At 62.3% G+C, this 14,994-nt stretch carries 14 protein-coding genes; 10 read left to right on the top strand and 4 right to left on the bottom strand.

Going from position 1 to position 14,994, the window contains the following annotated elements; all coding sequences use genetic code 11:
* Positions 1-98: 98 nt before the first annotated feature.
* Together MJ643_RS17645 and MJ643_RS17640 are read right to left on the bottom strand one after the other, a co-directional pair.
* On the bottom strand, positions 99-1,646 hold the full coding sequence (locus tag MJ643_RS17645) for an AmpG family muropeptide MFS transporter (protein ID WP_013974096.1): 1,548 nt from the start codon (positions 1,644-1,646) through the stop codon (positions 99-101).
* Positions 1,647-1,689: 43 nt separating this feature from the next.
* The gene (locus tag MJ643_RS17640; RefSeq protein WP_003260756.1) at positions 1,690-2,043 is read right to left on the bottom strand and encodes an MGMT family protein; all 354 of its coding nucleotides are present in this window, start codon (positions 2,041-2,043) and stop codon (positions 1,690-1,692) included.
* 166 nt (positions 2,044-2,209) lie between these two features.
* Here MJ643_RS17640 and MJ643_RS17635 point away from each other — a divergent pair, with 166 nt between their 5' ends.
* The 5 genes from MJ643_RS17635 (at position 2,210) to groL (ending at position 6,978) form a co-directional block, all read left to right on the top strand.
* Positions 2,210-3,220 (top strand): DUF481 domain-containing protein, encoded by a 1,011-nt coding sequence (locus tag MJ643_RS17635; RefSeq protein WP_023662443.1) that lies wholly within the window; start codon positions 2,210-2,212, stop codon positions 3,218-3,220.
* 181 nt (positions 3,221-3,401) lie between these two features.
* A complete protein-coding gene (locus MJ643_RS17630) occupies positions 3,402-4,133 on the top strand; it encodes a DUF2470 domain-containing protein (protein ID WP_023662442.1) in 732 nt (243 codons plus the stop codon).
* A 67-nt stretch (positions 4,134-4,200) separates the two neighbouring features.
* Complete coding sequence (locus MJ643_RS17625; RefSeq protein WP_039612990.1) at positions 4,201-4,662, top strand: FxsA family protein; 462 nt, start codon at positions 4,201-4,203, stop codon at positions 4,660-4,662.
* 333 nt (positions 4,663-4,995) lie between these two features.
* The gene (locus MJ643_RS17620) at positions 4,996-5,289 is read left to right on the top strand and encodes a co-chaperone GroES (protein WP_003260750.1); all 294 of its coding nucleotides are present in this window, start codon (positions 4,996-4,998) and stop codon (positions 5,287-5,289) included.
* 48 nt (positions 5,290-5,337) lie between these two features.
* Positions 5,338-6,978 carry a chaperonin GroEL gene (gene groL, locus MJ643_RS17615; RefSeq protein ID WP_013974091.1) on the top strand — a complete coding sequence of 547 codons (1,641 nt, stop codon included), beginning with the start codon at positions 5,338-5,340 and terminating at the stop codon, positions 6,976-6,978.
* Positions 6,979-7,156: 178 nt separating this feature from the next.
* On the opposite strand, the gene MJ643_RS17610 is transcribed toward groL, so the two are convergent.
* Positions 7,157-7,885, bottom strand: a complete 729-nt coding sequence (locus MJ643_RS17610; RefSeq protein WP_013974090.1) for a phosphatase PAP2 family protein — start codon at positions 7,883-7,885, stop codon at positions 7,157-7,159.
* 183 nt (positions 7,886-8,068) lie between these two features.
* Between MJ643_RS17610 and colR the strand changes: the two genes are divergently transcribed.
* The 5 genes from colR to MJ643_RS17585 all read left to right on the top strand — a co-directional run bounded on the left by colR (position 8,069) and on the right by MJ643_RS17585 (position 11,781).
* Positions 8,069-8,752, top strand: coding sequence for a two-component system response regulator ColR (colR, locus tag MJ643_RS17605; RefSeq protein WP_003255215.1), 684 nt, complete (start codon positions 8,069-8,071; stop codon positions 8,750-8,752).
* Positions 8,742-10,052 (top strand): HAMP domain-containing sensor histidine kinase, encoded by a 1,311-nt coding sequence (locus MJ643_RS17600; RefSeq protein WP_013974089.1) that lies wholly within the window; start codon positions 8,742-8,744, stop codon positions 10,050-10,052. The genes colR and MJ643_RS17600 overlap by 11 nt, the downstream gene beginning before the upstream one ends.
* A 107-nt stretch (positions 10,053-10,159) precedes the next feature.
* Positions 10,160-10,843 (top strand): class I SAM-dependent methyltransferase, encoded by a 684-nt coding sequence (locus tag MJ643_RS17595; RefSeq protein WP_013974088.1) that lies wholly within the window; start codon positions 10,160-10,162, stop codon positions 10,841-10,843.
* Between the two features lie 6 nt (positions 10,844-10,849).
* Positions 10,850-11,551 carry a lipopolysaccharide kinase InaA family protein gene (locus MJ643_RS17590; protein ID WP_208209688.1) on the top strand — a complete coding sequence of 234 codons (702 nt, stop codon included), beginning with the start codon at positions 10,850-10,852 and terminating at the stop codon, positions 11,549-11,551.
* Positions 11,548-11,781, top strand: a complete 234-nt coding sequence (locus MJ643_RS17585; RefSeq protein WP_013974086.1) for a hypothetical protein — start codon at positions 11,548-11,550, stop codon at positions 11,779-11,781. Before MJ643_RS17590 ends, MJ643_RS17585 begins: the two co-directional genes overlap by 4 nt.
* A 168-nt stretch (positions 11,782-11,949) precedes the next feature.
* Here MJ643_RS17585 and MJ643_RS17580 read toward each other — a convergent pair whose 3' ends face one another.
* Positions 11,950-14,994, bottom strand: a complete 3,045-nt coding sequence (locus MJ643_RS17580; protein ID WP_247726970.1) for a multidrug efflux RND transporter permease subunit — start codon at positions 14,992-14,994, stop codon at positions 11,950-11,952.

Here is a 14,994-nt window from a genome sequence, read left to right as displayed (position 1 = left end):
ACCCGCTCCCACAGGGACTGCACAGCTCTCGAGGGCAGTGCAGTCCCTGTGGGAGCGGGTTTACCCGCGAAGAGGCCGGTACAGGCAATACAAACCTGTCAGGGCCGCTCGGCCGCCGAACCTTCCTCTGCAACCGGTTTGCCCGGCCCGGCTTCCTGGCGCCACTGCAGGGCAATCAGGATCAGGGTCGGCACGCCAAGGAGGGCAGTGATCAGGAAGAAGTCGTGGTAACCGAACTTCTCCACCATGACCCCCGAATAACCCCCGATCAGCCTTGGCAACAGCAGCATGATCGAGCTGAGCAACGCGTACTGGGTAGCCGAGAACTTCAGGTTGGTCAGGCTCGACAGGTAGGCAACGAAGGCCGAGGTGGCCAGGCCGGAGCTGAAGTTGTCCAGCGAGATGGTCACCACCAGCATTTGCAAGTTCGGGCCCATGTCGGCCAGCATCAGGAACAGAATGTTGGTGCCCGCGGAGGCCGCACCGCCGATGAACAGGATCGGCATGATGCCGAAGCGCACGATCAGCAGGCCGCCAACACCGGCGCCGACCAGGGTCATGATTAGGCCGAAGATCTTGCTGACGCTGGCGATCTGGTCCTTGGTGAAGCCCATGTCGATGTAGAACACGTTGGCCATCACGCCCATTACCGTGTCCGACATGCGATAGGTGGCGATCAGGCCGAGCAGCAGCAGGGCCTGCCAGCGGTAGCGGGCGATGAAGTCGTTGACCGGGGTCAGCACCGGCGCGAGGCCGCGACGGCCCAGGCTCGACAGGCACGCCCAGGTCAGCAGCACATAGAGGATCAGGCGCAGGAAGGCGCGGTCTTCCAGCAGCAGGTCCAGTGGCGTTGCATCACCGGAGATGACGCTGGACCAGCCGGTATTGAACATCTGGGTGAAGCTGGCCGGTACCGATACCAGCAGGATTATCAGCACGAACACCGAGGCCAGCTGGTGCACCAGCCCATAGCGCGCTGCCGACAGCTGGGTACGCATGGGTACGGGCGGTTCGCGCATGATCAGGGTGGTGAACACGGCGGGCAGCATCATCACCGCGAACATGACGTAGGTGCCGGCCCAAGCCTTGTGCAGGTAGCTGAAACCGGTGGAGCCGAACCACTCGGCGAAGAACAGGGCACCAGCCGTGGCCAGCAGGGCCGCCACGCGGTAGCCGGCCATGTAGCTGGCGGCGAGTGCAGCCTGGCGCTGGTCGTCGGCGATTTCCAGGCGGTAGGCATCGACCGCGATGTCCTGGGTGGCCGAAGCGAAGGCCACCAGCACCGCCAGGGCGATCAGCCATGACAGGTGCTGCTGCGGGTCGCACAGGCTCATGCCGACCAGCCCGATCACCACCAGCGCTTGCGACAGCAGCAACCACGAACGCCGGCGCCCCAGGCTGCCGAGCAGCGGCAGGCGCCATTGGTCGAGCAGTGGCGACCACACCCACTTGAAGGCGTACGCCAGGCCGATCAGGCTGGCGTAACCAATGGTCTCGCGGGCCACGCCAGCTTCGCGCAACCACACCGAAAGGGTGGAGAACACCAGCATGTAGGGCAGACCGGCGGCGAAGCCGAGCAGCAAAAGTACCAAGGTTGACGGGCTGGCATAGGCAGCAAGCGCAGCGCGCCAGGTTTTACGGGGCATGGGCCAACATCTGCCTCAAGTTTGCGAAAACAAAGCGCGCACTCTAACCGCTGTGCTCCATCGGGCGCCAGCCATGGCGCGTCATATCCACACGATTGTTGGTTACATTTACACCCTCCGCACGCAGGCGCGCCCGTTGTTCATCCCCAGACGGGGTACCCAGTGCCAGGCTCAGGCGGCCGCCTGCACCGAGCACCCGGTGCCAGGGCAGGCGAGTGTCCGCGGGCAGTTGCCCGAGGGTACGCCCGACCCAGCGTGCCGCCCGACCAAGCCCTGCCAGTTCGGCCAGTTGGCCATAGCTGACCACCTTGCCGGCCGGAACTTGGCCAAGTACCGAATACAGCACCGTCCGTCGGCCCTCGGCGGAGTCGAGGGCGTGCTCATATCCGTCAGACATCAGGCCCCCTCTGGGCTGCAGATGAAACCGGACCGGCGGTCTGGCAAATGAGAGTTGAACTCAACGGCATGCTCCCGGTCTTTTCTTGCTCTGGTCGTCGTTATCCGGATAATGCCCGGCTTTTTTCGCCAAATCGAACCCGTAGTCCGCAAATCATAGCCCGCTTATGTATTCTAGATCCTTGTTGTGCCTGCTTGCTGTTTCCCTCTGCGCCTCCCCGGTGTTCGCCGACACCGTATGGATGAAGAACGGTGACCGTCTCAGCGGCAAGATCAAAGTCTTCGACGGCGGCAAGCTGCTGCTGGAAACCCCTTATGGCGGTTCCATCGCCCTGGACTGGAAAGAGGTCCAGACCCTGGAGAGCGACCAGGAGATGCTGGTCAAGCAGGACGCCTACAGCGGTGAGCGCGCCAAGTCGCTGAAGGCCGCCGAGCCCGGCAAGGTGACCTTGGCCAATGGCGAGGCGCCAAAGACCGTGGAGCTGGCCAGCATCGAGCAGATCATGAAGCCCAAGCCCCTGGTCGAGGACTTCGTGTGGAAGGGCAACGTCGACGTGGCGCTGGACTACAAGCGCGCCGAGAACGACACCGACGACTACGACGTCGGCTTCAAGACCAGCGCCCGCCATGGCCGCTGGCGGCACAACGCTGAAGGCGAATACAACCGCGAGACCAAGGACGACGTCACCACCACCGACAACTGGAGTGCCGAGTACGCCCTGGACCGCTTCCTCACCGAGAAGTGGTTCTGGCAGGGGCGCATGGAGTACAAGCGCGACCGCATCGAAGACCTAGCCCGCCAGCGCACCGTGGGTACCGGCCCGGGTTACCAGTTCTGGGACAACGAACTGGGCGCGTTTTCGCTGGGGTCGCTGATCAACCGCACCGACTTCGAATACCAGGATGGCGCCAAGGACAACTTCTATTCTGCGGCGGTGAAGTGGGACTACACCCGCTACCTGATTGGCAAGAATGTGCAACTGTTCACCAACGGCGAGTTCGCCAAGCCGCTGGGTGGCGTGGCCGACTATGCGCTTGATGCCGAGGTTGGCCTGCGCTACAAGGTCACTGAATGGGCCTCGCTCAACCTCAAGGCGGAGAAGGACATCATCACCGGTACCCGTGAGAGTGACCTGGACAAGACCCGCTATACCGCAGGCTTCGGCGTCACCTGGTAAACCGCCGGGGGCGCGTTGCGCCCCTATCGCGACACAAGGCCGCTCCCACAAAGGCAAGATATACGTCGGTCCATGTGGGAGCGGCCTTGTATCGCGATGGGCTGCAAAGCAGCCCCATTGGCACTGGATCTGATAATGCTTATCTTGTCCTATCCAGCCCGATATCAGGAGCCGCCCCCAAGTGAGTACCAATGCCATCCGTCCCGCCCGGGAGCTGCTGCTCAAGGAATACCGCGGCGTGCTCTCGACCCATTCCAAGTCGATGCCCGGCTACCCCTTCGGCTCGGTCGTGCCGTACTGCCTGGACGCCCAGGGCAACCCGTTGATCCTCATCAGCCGCATCGCCCAGCACACGCACAACCTGCAGAAGGATCCCAAGTGCTCGCTGCTGGTAGGTGAGCGCGAAGCCGAGGACGTGCAGGCCGTGGGGCGCCTGACGGTGATGGCCGAGGCGCACAAGCTGGTGGAAGAGGCCGCCATCGAGGCTGCCGCCGAGCGTTACTACCGCTATTTCCCGGACGCGGCCAACTACCACAAGGCCCACGACTTCGACTTCTGGGTGCTGCAGCCGGTGCGCCACCGCTACATCGGCGGCTTCGGCGCGATCCACTGGCTCGATCAGGTGACCCTGGCCAACCCGTTCGCCGGCAAGGCCGAGACGAGCATGGTCGAGCACATGAACAACGACCACGCCAACGCCATCGCCCATTATGTGGAACTGACCGATTTGCCACGCCATGCGCCAGTACAGATGGTCGGGGTGGACAGTGAAGGCATGCACCTGCGTATTGGCCAGGCGGTTTACTGGTTGCCCTTCCCAAGTACTTGCAACACGCCGACACAAGTCCGCGAAGCCCTGGTTTTGCTGGCTCGCGCCGACCAGTGGCCGGTTGCGACGGAAGTCGAGGGTTGAAAAGCCGAGCGCACGCATCCATCTGTTGGTCTTACAGGAAGGTTCTCTTCCGACGAGGAATGCTTTGATGCGTGCTTTTCTACTGCTGTTTCTCCTGTTTCCCGTGCTGGAGCTGTTCGTCTTCGTGAAGGTCAGTGCCGCCATCGGTTTCTTCCCGGCACTGCTGCTGATCATCGCCGGCTCCGCCCTGGGTGTGCTGGTGATGCGCGTGGCCGGGCTGGCAACCGCACTGCGCGCCCGTGAAAGCCTGCAGCGTGGCGAACTGCCCGCCGAGGACATGTTCCAGGGCATGATGCTGGCCGTTGGTGGTGGCCTGCTGTTGCTGCCAGGTTTCATCAGCGACGTGCTGGGCCTGCTGTGCCTGCTGCCATTCACCCGTCATCTGGCCGCGCGCAAGATGCGCGAGCGTGCCGAGGCCCAAGCCATGCGACAGCGCGCCTTCCAGGACGACCCGTTCCAGGCCCGGCCGCGTGATGGCGGGCATAGGCCGAATGTGATCGAAGGCGAGTACGAGCGCCGCGACAAGTAATAACCGGGGGCCGCTTTGCGGCCCTTTCGCGACACAAGGCCGCTCCCACAGGCAATGCATACCTTCTGTGGGAGCGGCCTTGTGTCGCGAAAGGGGCGCAACGCGGCCCCAGCTTTTTGCGGGGCCAAGGCGCTAATGAAAAATTTTCTGAAGCAAGCCTTGTAATTGAATATGGCGGCCTCATGTATGTGGTCACCGCAAGGTTTCTGGTGGCAACACCAGGCATAACTCAGGTGGTTCGCCCATTGCGGGCCACCCCGGCAACGCCGGACAGCAACAACCCGCCGGTGTCGACACCGGCCGATGAAAACCACAATTTGGGAGAGATCGACAATGAAGCTTCGTCCTCTGCATGACCGCGTCGTTATCCGTCGCAGCGAAGAAGAATCGAAAACCGCTGGCGGTATCGTCCTGCCGGGTTCGGCCGCTGAAAAACCAAACCGCGGCGAAGTCGTCGCCGTCGGCACCGGTCGCATCCTGGACAACGGCGAAGTTCGCGCACTGGCCGTGAAAGTGGGTGACAAAGTGGTTTTCGGCCCTTACTCGGGCAGCAACACCGTGAAAGTCGATGGCGAAGACCTGCTGGTCATGGCCGAGAACGAAATCCTCGCCGTTATCGAAGGCTGATTTCCCCGACTTCCCGTTACTCCAAAGAATTCCAAGGATTAAACGATCATGGCTGCTAAAGACGTAAAATTCGGCGATTCCGCTCGTAAGAAAATGCTGGTTGGTGTCAACGTTCTGGCTGACGCGGTAAAAGCGACCCTGGGCCCGAAAGGCCGTAACGTGGTGCTGGCCAAGAGCTTCGGCGCTCCGACCATCACCAAGGACGGCGTTTCCGTCGCCAAGGAAATCGAGCTGAAAGACGCCTTCGAGAACATGGGCGCCCAACTGGTCAAGGAAGTTGCTTCCAAGGCCAACGACGCTGCCGGTGACGGCACCACCACCGCTACCGTCCTGGCTCAGGCCATCGTCAACGAAGGCCTGAAAGCCGTCGCTGCCGGCATGAACCCGATGGACCTGAAGCGCGGCATCGACAAGGCCACCGCTGCCGTCGTCGCCGAGCTGAAGAACCTGTCCAAGCCATGCGCCGACTCCAAGGCCATCGCCCAGGTAGGTACCATCTCCGCCAACTCCGACAACTCCATCGGTGAAATCATCGCCGAAGCCATGGAAAAAGTCGGTAAAGAAGGCGTGATCACCGTTGAAGAAGGCTCGGGCCTGGAAAACGAACTGTCGGTCGTTGAAGGCATGCAGTTCGACCGCGGCTACCTGTCCCCGTACTTCGTCAACAAGCCGGACACCATGGTTGCCGAGCTGGAAGGCCCGCTGCTGCTGCTGGTCGACAAGAAGATCTCCAACATCCGTGAGCTGCTGCCAGTTCTGGAAGCCGTTGCCAAGGCCGGCCGCCCACTGCTGATCGTTGCCGAAGACGTTGAAGGCGAAGCCCTGGCTACCCTGGTAGTCAACAACATGCGCGGCATCGTCAAGGTTGCTGCGGTCAAGGCTCCGGGCTTCGGCGACCGCCGCAAGGCCATGCTGCAGGACATCGCCGTCCTGACTGGCGGCCAGGTCATCTCCGAAGAAATCGGCCTGTCGCTGGAAACCGCTACCCTGGAGCACCTGGGTAACGCCAAGCGCGTCATCCTGTCCAAGGAAAACACCACCATCATCGACGGCGCTGGCGCCGATACCGAGATCGAAGCACGCGTCAAGCAGATCCGTGCCCAGATCGAAGAGACTTCCTCGGACTACGACCGTGAGAAGCTGCAAGAGCGTCTGGCCAAACTGGCTGGCGGTGTTGCCGTGATCAAGGTCGGTGCCGGCACCGAAGTTGAAATGAAAGAGAAGAAAGCCCGCGTTGAAGACGCCCTGCACGCTACCCGTGCAGCCGTTGAAGAAGGCGTGGTACCTGGCGGTGGTGTAGCCCTGGTTCGCTCCCTGGCTGCCATTGCCAACCTCAAAGGCGACAACGAAGACCAGAACGTCGGTATCGCCCTGCTGCGTCGCGCTGTTGAAGCGCCGCTGCGCCAGATCACTGCCAACGCCGGCGACGAGCCAAGCGTTGTCGCTGACAAGGTCAAGCAAGGTTCGGGTAACTTCGGTTACAACGCTGCTACCGGCGAATACGGCGACATGATCGAGATGGGTATCCTGGACCCAGCCAAGGTCACCCGCTCGGCGCTGCAAGCTGCTGCTTCGATCGGCGGTCTGATGATCACCACTGAAGCCATGGTTGCCGACCTGCCGGAAGACAAGCCAGCTGCTGGCATGCCTGACATGGGCGGCATGGGTGGCATGGGCGGCATGATGTAAGCCAGCCTTACCCCCTGCACCATGAAAAGCCCCGGTTCGCGAGAACCGGGGCTTTTTTGTTTTCCTGTTGGGACCATTGGGGCTGCTGTGCAGCCACAGGTTTGCGCCAACCTTGTGACAGGCGTTTTACCTGTAGGAGCTGGCTTGCCGGCGAAAGGGCCGCAAAGCGGCCCCGGGTTCAGGCGACGCTACGCTCAGCGGCGGGTACCTCAGCCATTCCCCGACGATACAGAACCAGGTAATACGACCCCAAGCCGATCAGCCAGCAGAACACCGCCGTCCACACGTTGTGCGACAGGAAGTGCGCCCCCTGCATCATCCGCCCCAGCGACAGCACTGACCCGGCGACGAAGGCCACCGTCAACGCCACCCGTGCCAGCCTCGGCTTGCGATCACGCAACATGAAGAACAGCCCGAACAGGCAGAACCCGGTGGCGGCATGCCCGCCCGGCCAGCACAGCCCGGGCTTGTCGGTCGCCGGCCGCGGTTCCAGCAGCTTGCTGTAGGTTTCCTTCCCGCCAAACTGGGTCAGGCTCCACGGGCATTGCACCTGGGTCACTTTCTTCAGCGGTGTGACAAACGCCGTGGACAGGCCCAGTGCCAGTACCAGGCAGCCCAGCTCACGGCGCCAGCCGAACAGGCGCTTCCAGAAGAAGCTGGCAGCAAAGGTCACCAGTGACATCACTCCCAGCAGGATCACCCCCTGCTTGACCCTGTCATGCAGGATGTTCTCCAGCAAATAGCTGTGGCGGCCGATGAACTGCCCGGCAGCAGGGTCGAAGAACAGGTTGGCAATGTCCATGTCGACCGAGGTCAGTTCCAGCAGGATCAGGCCAAGCGCGGTCGCCAGGGGTAGCCCCAGGTACAGCCAGAAATTGATCGGGCGAGGGCGGGTTGGTTGCTGCATGACGGCTCCAGGGCGCGAAAAAGATCGGGCATTGTCGGCCGCCCGCTATCCTGTGTCCGTGAAGGATCAGTGAAAAAACCGTCAAGTGCGCTGAATTTTCCCTGGGGCTGGCACCCTGCAGGCATAGGCCTTAAGCTGCGCCTGCCGCGCACCACAGCGAGAAGCGCCGCACAGGAGAAACCGATGCGCATTCTTTTGGTTGAAGACAACCGCGATATCCTGGCCAACCTGGCCGATTACCTGGGCATGAAGGGCTACACCGTCGACTGTGCCCAGGATGGCCTGTCCGGCCTGCACCTGGCTGCCACCGAGCACTACGACCTGATCGTGCTCGACATCATGTTGCCGGGCATCGACGGCTACACCCTGTGCAAGCGCCTGCGCGAAGACGCCCGCCGCGATACGCCGGTGATCATGCTCACCGCCCGCGACCAACTGGACGACCGCCTGCAGGGCTTCCGCTCCGGTGCCGACGATTACCTGCTCAAGCCCTTCGCCCTGTCGGAGCTGGCTGCCCGCATCGAAGCGGTGCTGCGCCGGGCCCAGGGCGGCGGGCGCCGCACCTTGCAGGTGGCCGACCTCAGTTATGACCTGGACACCCTCGAAGTCACCCGCCAGGGCCGCCTGCTCAAGCTCAACCCTGTCGGCCTCAAGCTGCTGGCGGTGCTGATGCAGAAAAGCCCGCACGTATTGCGTCGCGAAGTGCTGGAAGAAGCCCTTTGGGGAGATGATTGCCCTGACAGCGACAGCCTGCGCAGCCACGTGCACCAGCTGCGCCAGGTGATCGACAAGCCGTTTGAAAAACCGCTGCTGCATACCGTCCATGGCGTCGGCTATCGCCTCGCCGAGGGCCGTGATGGAGTTTAAGCAAAGCCTTGCCCAGCGCATCATCATCGCCTTTGCCCTGATGAGCGCGCTGGTGGCCGGGGCCTTCGCCTTTGGCATCGTCGGCACCGTGCACCTGGTCGAGGAGCGGCTGATTTCGTCGGTGCTGGGCGGTGACCTGCAGCGCCTGCTGCGCATGGACAGCGTCAGCGACTGGAGCCACCGCCCCCGCCCCGACCAGCTGTTCTATTTCAGCGGCGGGCGCGACGACTTCGAACTTCCCAAGGACCTGCGCCACCTTGACCGCGGCTTCCACGAGGTATTCCGCGATCAACTGTCGTACCACGCCATGGTCGAGATCGTTGATGGCCGTCGCTATGTGCTGTTGCAGGACCAGAGCGACTTCGAAGAGCGCGAGCGCTTGCTGTTCGCGGTGGTGGTGGTGGGCTTCGTGCTCAGCCTGGTACTGGCGGTGATCCTCGGCTGGCTGGTGGCGCGCCGGGTGATGGCGCCGGTGATCCGCCTGGCGCGCCAGGTACGCCACCGTGACCAGTTGCTGGGGCTGGCCCCGCCGCTGGCACCGGACTATGCCGCAGACGAAGTCGGCCAGCTGGCGGTAGCCTTCGACGATACCCTGGGCCGCCTGCGCGATGCCCTGACCCGCGAACGGTTGTTCACCAGCGACGTCAGCCATGAATTGCGCACACCCTTGATGGTGCTGGCCACCTCGTGTGAGCTGCTGATGGAAAACCCGACGCTGGACGCCCGCTCGCGCAGCCAGGTGGAGCGTGTGGCGCGGGCCACGGAAGAAATGCGCGAGCTGGTCAAGACCTTCCTGATGCTGGCCCGGGCACAGCGCGACGAGGGTGCGGTGGCATCGCGGGCCACCCTGCGGGAGGTGGCTGACGAACTGGTCGGGGTTTGGCGCGACACCATCGAGCAGAAGGGCCTGGCCTTGTATTACGATGGCCGCGTCAGTGCCAGCCCGGTACTGTACAACGCCACCTTCCTGCAGTCGGTAATGGGCAACCTGCTGCGTAATGCCGCGCACTACACCGACAGCGGCTACATCCGCCTGAGCCTGGAAGCCACCGGCTTCAGCGTGGAGGACAGTGGCGTGGGTATCCCGGAGGAACAGCGCGAGGCGATGTTCCGGCCGTTCGTGCGCGGCGATGAGCGGCGCGGTGAGGGCCTGGGCCTGGGCCTGTCGTTGGTACAGCGCATCTGCGATGACCAAGGTTGGCATGTCACCCTGACATCAACCTTGCCACACGGCTGCCGTTTCGTGGTCGACCTGAGCAAAACCGCAGTGAAGGGCGATCCAGAGGCTTTGGTCGAGTAATCTGTTGTTACAGGCCATTCGGCGCTCAACATATTTTTCACATCAGCATGACCTGATTCCTACGCTTACTTACCTAATGTGGGCGGAATGGAGTCAGGAGATGCCCAATGCGTAGCCCCATCAAGCTTGAATTTTCCGAGAAGTACGACAAAGAACATGCCCGCGAGTACTTTCTCAAGCACCAGGATGGCCTTGCGCGACGCCTTTCCCACAAGCGTGATGAGCAACTGGCGCGTCGTGCCTTGGCATTGGCTGGTGAGCCTGGGCTGGTCCTCGACCTGCCATGCGGTGCTGGCCGCTTCTGGCCGTTGCTGGCAGAAAAGCCCAACCGGGTGATCATCGGCGCCGACAACTCAGAAGCGATGATCGAGACAGCCTGTACCGCGCAAGCGCCAGAGGTGGTGGCACGGGTACGCCCTTTGCAGACTTCGGCATTTGCCATCGACTTGCCGGACAATTCGGTGGACAGCATCTTCTGCATGCGCTTGTTCCACCACATCGGCGAAGCGGCGCACAGAAAGACCATTCTTTCGGAATTTCAACGGGTTAGCCGTGATAGTGTGATCCTGTCATTGTGGGTGGATGGTAATTTCAAAGCATGGCGCCGGAAAAAACTGGAACAGCGCCGCAGGTCCAGGAAGGGCGACCAGGACAATTACCAGAACCGGTTTGTGTTACCGGCCGACACGGTCGAAGAAGAATTCCGAGCCGCCGGCTTCAGAATCCAGGAACGCCTCGACTTCCTGCCGTTCTATGCCATGTGGCGGGTATATGTATTGCGTAAGGGGTAGTGTTTGATGGCTGTAGCCCAGAGCGGGGAGTCGCGGTTCGATTTTTACTGGCGCCAGCAGGGCGAGTGGGTCGAGGAGCCTAACCAGCGCCGTGGTGGCGAGAGCGGTGTGCAACGCCTCGACGATGGCAATGGCAAGCTGCTGTATGCCAAGCGCCAGGTCGGGCATATCTACCGTAGCCTGCTGCACCCTTTCGGCCGGCCGACCGTATTGCGTGAGCTCGATGCGTTGAACAGCTTCGAGCAACTGGGCGTGCGTGTACCGCGCATCGTCTTCTGTGGCGCCGAACGTGGTGCCGACAAGCAGTGGCGTGCGCTATTGGTGAGCGAAGCACTCGACGGTTTCGTCGAACTCGATACCTGGCATGCCGAAGGTGCCCGCGAGCGTTACCCGCAGGTGGTGCATGAGCGCATGCTCAAGGACCTGGCGGACAACCTGGCGCGCATGCACCTGGGGCACTGGCAGCACGGTTGTCTGTATGGCAAGCATGTGTTCGTCAAGGTGATTGGCGAGGGCGAGCAGGCCCGGGTCGAAGTCGCGCTGCTGGACCTGGAAAAATGCCGTCGGCGCATCAGCTGCCATCGTGCGGCGGGCAATGACCTGCGCCAGCTGCGCCGCCATTCGTCGATGAATGACGCGGAATGGCAAACACTGCTCTACTTTTACCAGATGGCGTTTGGCAGCGCTGTCAAAGGGTTAGGGCAATGAAACTAGAAATAGCTCGAGCTTTGTTCCTGGTAGCTGGCCTGGCGGTGACCACCGTGGCGGTGGCTGCCTGGGAGGAGCCGAAGCCGACAGTGTTCAGCAAGGCCGAACTGGCCGACCAGTGCGCGTTGCCGCGGGAAATGAAACCGCAGCAACAAGCCGAGGCCGCGCCGGATCAGGATCTGTTGCTGTTCCTGTTCGGCATGCGCCAGGGGTTGCGGCCGTTCGGTTGAATCCGGTGTAGATGGAAATGCCAGAGGCCTCGCGATTGCGGGGCCTTTGGCATTTTTGCATTCGCCTCGCCGGCCTCTTCGCGGGCTTGCCCGCTCCCACAGGTATGGCACCGGTCCTGAAACTGGTGCCGCACGTGTGGGAGCGGGCGAGCCTGCGAAGAGGCCTGTTCAGGCAACCGATGTTTCCCTGGCAACCGCCTTGTGCGCCAGCAGGGTGTAAATACAAGGCAACACGAACAGGGTAAACAGCGTGCCGATCGACATCCCGGTGGCAATCACCGTACCGATGTCAAAGCGGCTGACTGCCCCCGCACCAGTCGCCAGGATCAGCGGTACCATGCCAAATACCATCGCCGCCGTGGTCATCAGCACCGGCCGCAGGCGAATCGCCGCGGCTTCCTCGATCGCTTCGTGCACACTCATGCCGCGCTCCTCACGTAACTGGTTGGCGAACTCGACAATCAGGATGCCGTGCTTGCTGATCAGCCCAATCAGTGTCACCAGCCCGACCTGGGTGTAGATGTTCATGCTCGATACGCCAAGGAACAGTGGCAGCAGCGCGCCACAGATCGACAACGGCACCGTCACCAGTATTACCAGTGGGTCGCGGAAGCTTTCGAACTGCGCCGCCAGCACCAGGAAGATGATCGCCAATGCCAGGCCGAAGGTCACCCACAGCGCGCTGCCTTCCTGGACGTACTGGCGCGCCACGCCGGCATAGTCGAAGGCGAAACCTTCCGGAGCCTCCTCGCGGGCGATGCCCTGTACGGTCTGCAGCGCCTCGCCCAGGCTGACCATGGGCACGCCCTGGATGATCGCCGAGTTCAGCTGCTGGAACTGGTTGAGCTGGCGCGGGCGGGCGCGGTCGGTAAGGGTGATCAGGGTGGATAGCGGCAGCAGTTGGCCCTGGTCGTTCTTCACGTAGTAGTTGTTCAGCCAGCCGGGGTTGTCGCGGTAAGGCCGCTCGACCTGGGCAATCACCTTGTAGCTGCGGCCTTCGAGGGTGAAGCGGTTGATTTCCGCCTCGCCCAGCAAGGTCGCCAGGGTGCTGCCCAAGGTGTCCATCGACACCCCCATCTGCGCCGCCTTGGCCCGGTCGATATCCACCACCACCTCGGGCTTGTCGAAGGCCAGGTCGATGTCGAGGAAGGCGAACTTGCCTGATTCCTGGGCGCGGGCCTTGATGCGCTGGGCCACATCCAGCAGTGCCGGGTAGTCGCCAGCGCTGTTGATCACGAACTGGAATGGCAGGCCCTCGCCGGTGCCGGGCAGCGACGGCAGGTTGAAGCCGAAGATCTGCAGGCCACTGATTTCTTCGAGCTTGCTCTGCACCAGCGGCAGCAGCTCCATCTGCGTGCGCTCGCGCTCGTTCCAGGGCTTGAGCAGGAAGCCGCCGATGCCGGTCTGCACGCCATTGAAACCGTTGATCTGGAACGACGAGTAATACTCCGGGAAAGCCTTGAACAGCGGAGTGAATTCGTCGGTATAGGCGTTGAGGTAATCAAGGTTGGCCGGCTGCGGCGAATTGCTCATCATGAAAATCACCCCCTGGTCCTCGTTGGGTGCCAGTTCGTTCTGGGTGAACTTCAGCAGTACCGGAATCAGGCACAGAATGATCACGGCAAACACCAGCACGACGGGCCGGCTGTCGAGGGTGGTGTGCAGCAGGCGCTGGTAGCGCACCTTCAGGCGTTCGAACAGCACGTCCAGGCGGTGGGCAAGGCCGCTGGGGTTCTGTTCCTGGCGCAGCAGCAGCGCGCACATCATTGGTGACAGGGTGAGGGCAACGATGCCGGATATGATCACCGCACCGGCCAGGGTCAGGGCAAATTCCTTGAACAATGCGCCGGTCAGCCCGGTGAGGAAGCCGATCGGTGCATACACTGCCGCCAGGGTGATGGTCATCGACACCACCGGCATGGCGATTTCGCGGGCGCCCTCGAGGGCGGCGTCGAACGGCGACTTGCCTTCTTCCATGTGCCGGTGGATGTTTTCCACCACGACGATCGCGTCGTCCACCACCAGCCCGATGGCCAGCACCATTGCCAGCAGGGTCAGCAGATTGAGCGAATAGCCCATCATCTGCATGAAGAACAGCACGCCGATCATCGACAGCGGAATGGTCACCACCGGAATCAGCACCGAACGCAGGGCACCGAGGAACAGGAACACCACCACGATGACGATCAGTACCGCTTCGCCGAGGGTCTTGATCACTTCGTCGATGGAGGCCTGGATGAACAGCGTGGCGTCATAGGCGATCGATACCTTCAGCGCCGAGGGCAGCTGGCTTTCCAGCTCGGGCATGATGCGCCGCACTTCCTTGATGACGTCCAGCGGGTTGGCGGCTGGTGTGGCCTTGATGCCGATGTACACCGATGGGGTGCCGTCGAACGAGCTGACCGTATCGTAGTTTTCAGCCCCCATCTCGACCCGCGCCACATCGCCAAGCAGCACGCGGCTGTCGCCACTGGTCTTGACCGGCAGGGCGGCGAACGCCTCGGCCGACTTCAGCTCGGTGCTGGCGTTGATGCTGGTGACCACGTATTCACCCTTCACCTCGCCGGCCGCGGAAAGGAAGTTGTAGCGGCGCACGGCATTGGTCACGTCGATGGCAGACAGGCCATAGCCCGCCAGTTTCACCGGGTCGATCCAGATGCGCATGGCGAACACCTGGTTGCCGAGGATTTCCGCTTCGGCCATGCCCGGCAGGGTCGCCAGCTTGGGCTGGATCACCCGCGACAGGTAGTCGGTGATTTGCGGGTTGCTCATCTCTTTGCTGTAGAAACTGATGTACATAAGCGCCGAAGCATCGGCGGCTTCCTTGCTCAGTACCGGGTCTTCGGAGTCCTGGGGCAGCTTGTTGCGCACTTCGTTGGCCTTGGCCAGCAGTTCGGTGAACAACCGGTCGCTGTCGGCGCCGATGCGGGCGTAGATGGAAATGATCGAGAAGTTCTGTCTGCTCACCGAGGTCATGTAGTCGATGCCTTCGGCGCTGGCCAGGCTTTGCTGCAGCGGCTGGGTGATATAGCCCTGGATGGTCTCGGCGTTGGCGCCGGGGTAGGCGGTGGTTACGGTGATCAGGGCATTTTCCATTTGCGGGTACTGGCGGATCTGCAGCTTGTTCCAGGCCTGGAAGCCCAGCAGCAGGATCAGCAGGCTCACCACGCTAGCCAGCACCGGGCGGCGGATGAACGGGTCGGTGAACGCCAT

The sequence above is a fragment of the Pseudomonas sp. PNPG3 genome (genome assembly GCF_023093815.1).
Taxonomy (GTDB): domain Bacteria; phylum Pseudomonadota; class Gammaproteobacteria; order Pseudomonadales; family Pseudomonadaceae; genus Aquipseudomonas; species Aquipseudomonas asiatica.
This window is presented reverse-complemented; position numbering and strand designations above follow the sequence as displayed.

Bases quoted from the DNA above. Each gene is read 5' to 3' on its own strand.
- MJ643_RS17640 (WP_003260756.1), bottom strand. From the start codon at position 2,043: ATGTCTGACGGATATGAGCACGCCCTCGACTCCGCCGAGGGCCGACGG.
- colR (WP_003255215.1), top strand. From the start codon at position 8,069: ATGCGCATTCTTTTGGTTGAAGACAACCGCGATATCCTGGCCAACCTG.
- MJ643_RS17580 (WP_247726970.1), bottom strand. From the start codon at position 14,994: ATGGCGTTCACCGACCCGTTCATCCGCCGCCCGGTGCTGGCTAGCGTG.
- MJ643_RS17585 (WP_013974086.1), top strand. From the start codon at position 11,548: ATGAAACTAGAAATAGCTCGAGCTTTGTTCCTGGTAGCTGGCCTGGCG.
- MJ643_RS17620 (WP_003260750.1), top strand. From the start codon at position 4,996: ATGAAGCTTCGTCCTCTGCATGACCGCGTCGTTATCCGTCGCAGCGAA.
- MJ643_RS17600 (WP_013974089.1), top strand. From the start codon at position 8,742: ATGGAGTTTAAGCAAAGCCTTGCCCAGCGCATCATCATCGCCTTTGCC.
- MJ643_RS17595 (WP_013974088.1), top strand. From the start codon at position 10,160: ATGCGTAGCCCCATCAAGCTTGAATTTTCCGAGAAGTACGACAAAGAA.
- MJ643_RS17610 (WP_013974090.1), bottom strand. From the start codon at position 7,885: ATGCAGCAACCAACCCGCCCTCGCCCGATCAATTTCTGGCTGTACCTG.
- MJ643_RS17635 (WP_023662443.1), top strand. From the start codon at position 2,210: ATGTATTCTAGATCCTTGTTGTGCCTGCTTGCTGTTTCCCTCTGCGCC.
- MJ643_RS17645 (WP_013974096.1), bottom strand. From the start codon at position 1,646: ATGCCCCGTAAAACCTGGCGCGCTGCGCTTGCTGCCTATGCCAGCCCG.
- MJ643_RS17625 (WP_039612990.1), top strand. From the start codon at position 4,201: ATGCGTGCTTTTCTACTGCTGTTTCTCCTGTTTCCCGTGCTGGAGCTG.
- MJ643_RS17590 (WP_208209688.1), top strand. From the start codon at position 10,850: ATGGCTGTAGCCCAGAGCGGGGAGTCGCGGTTCGATTTTTACTGGCGC.
- groL (WP_013974091.1), top strand. From the start codon at position 5,338: ATGGCTGCTAAAGACGTAAAATTCGGCGATTCCGCTCGTAAGAAAATG.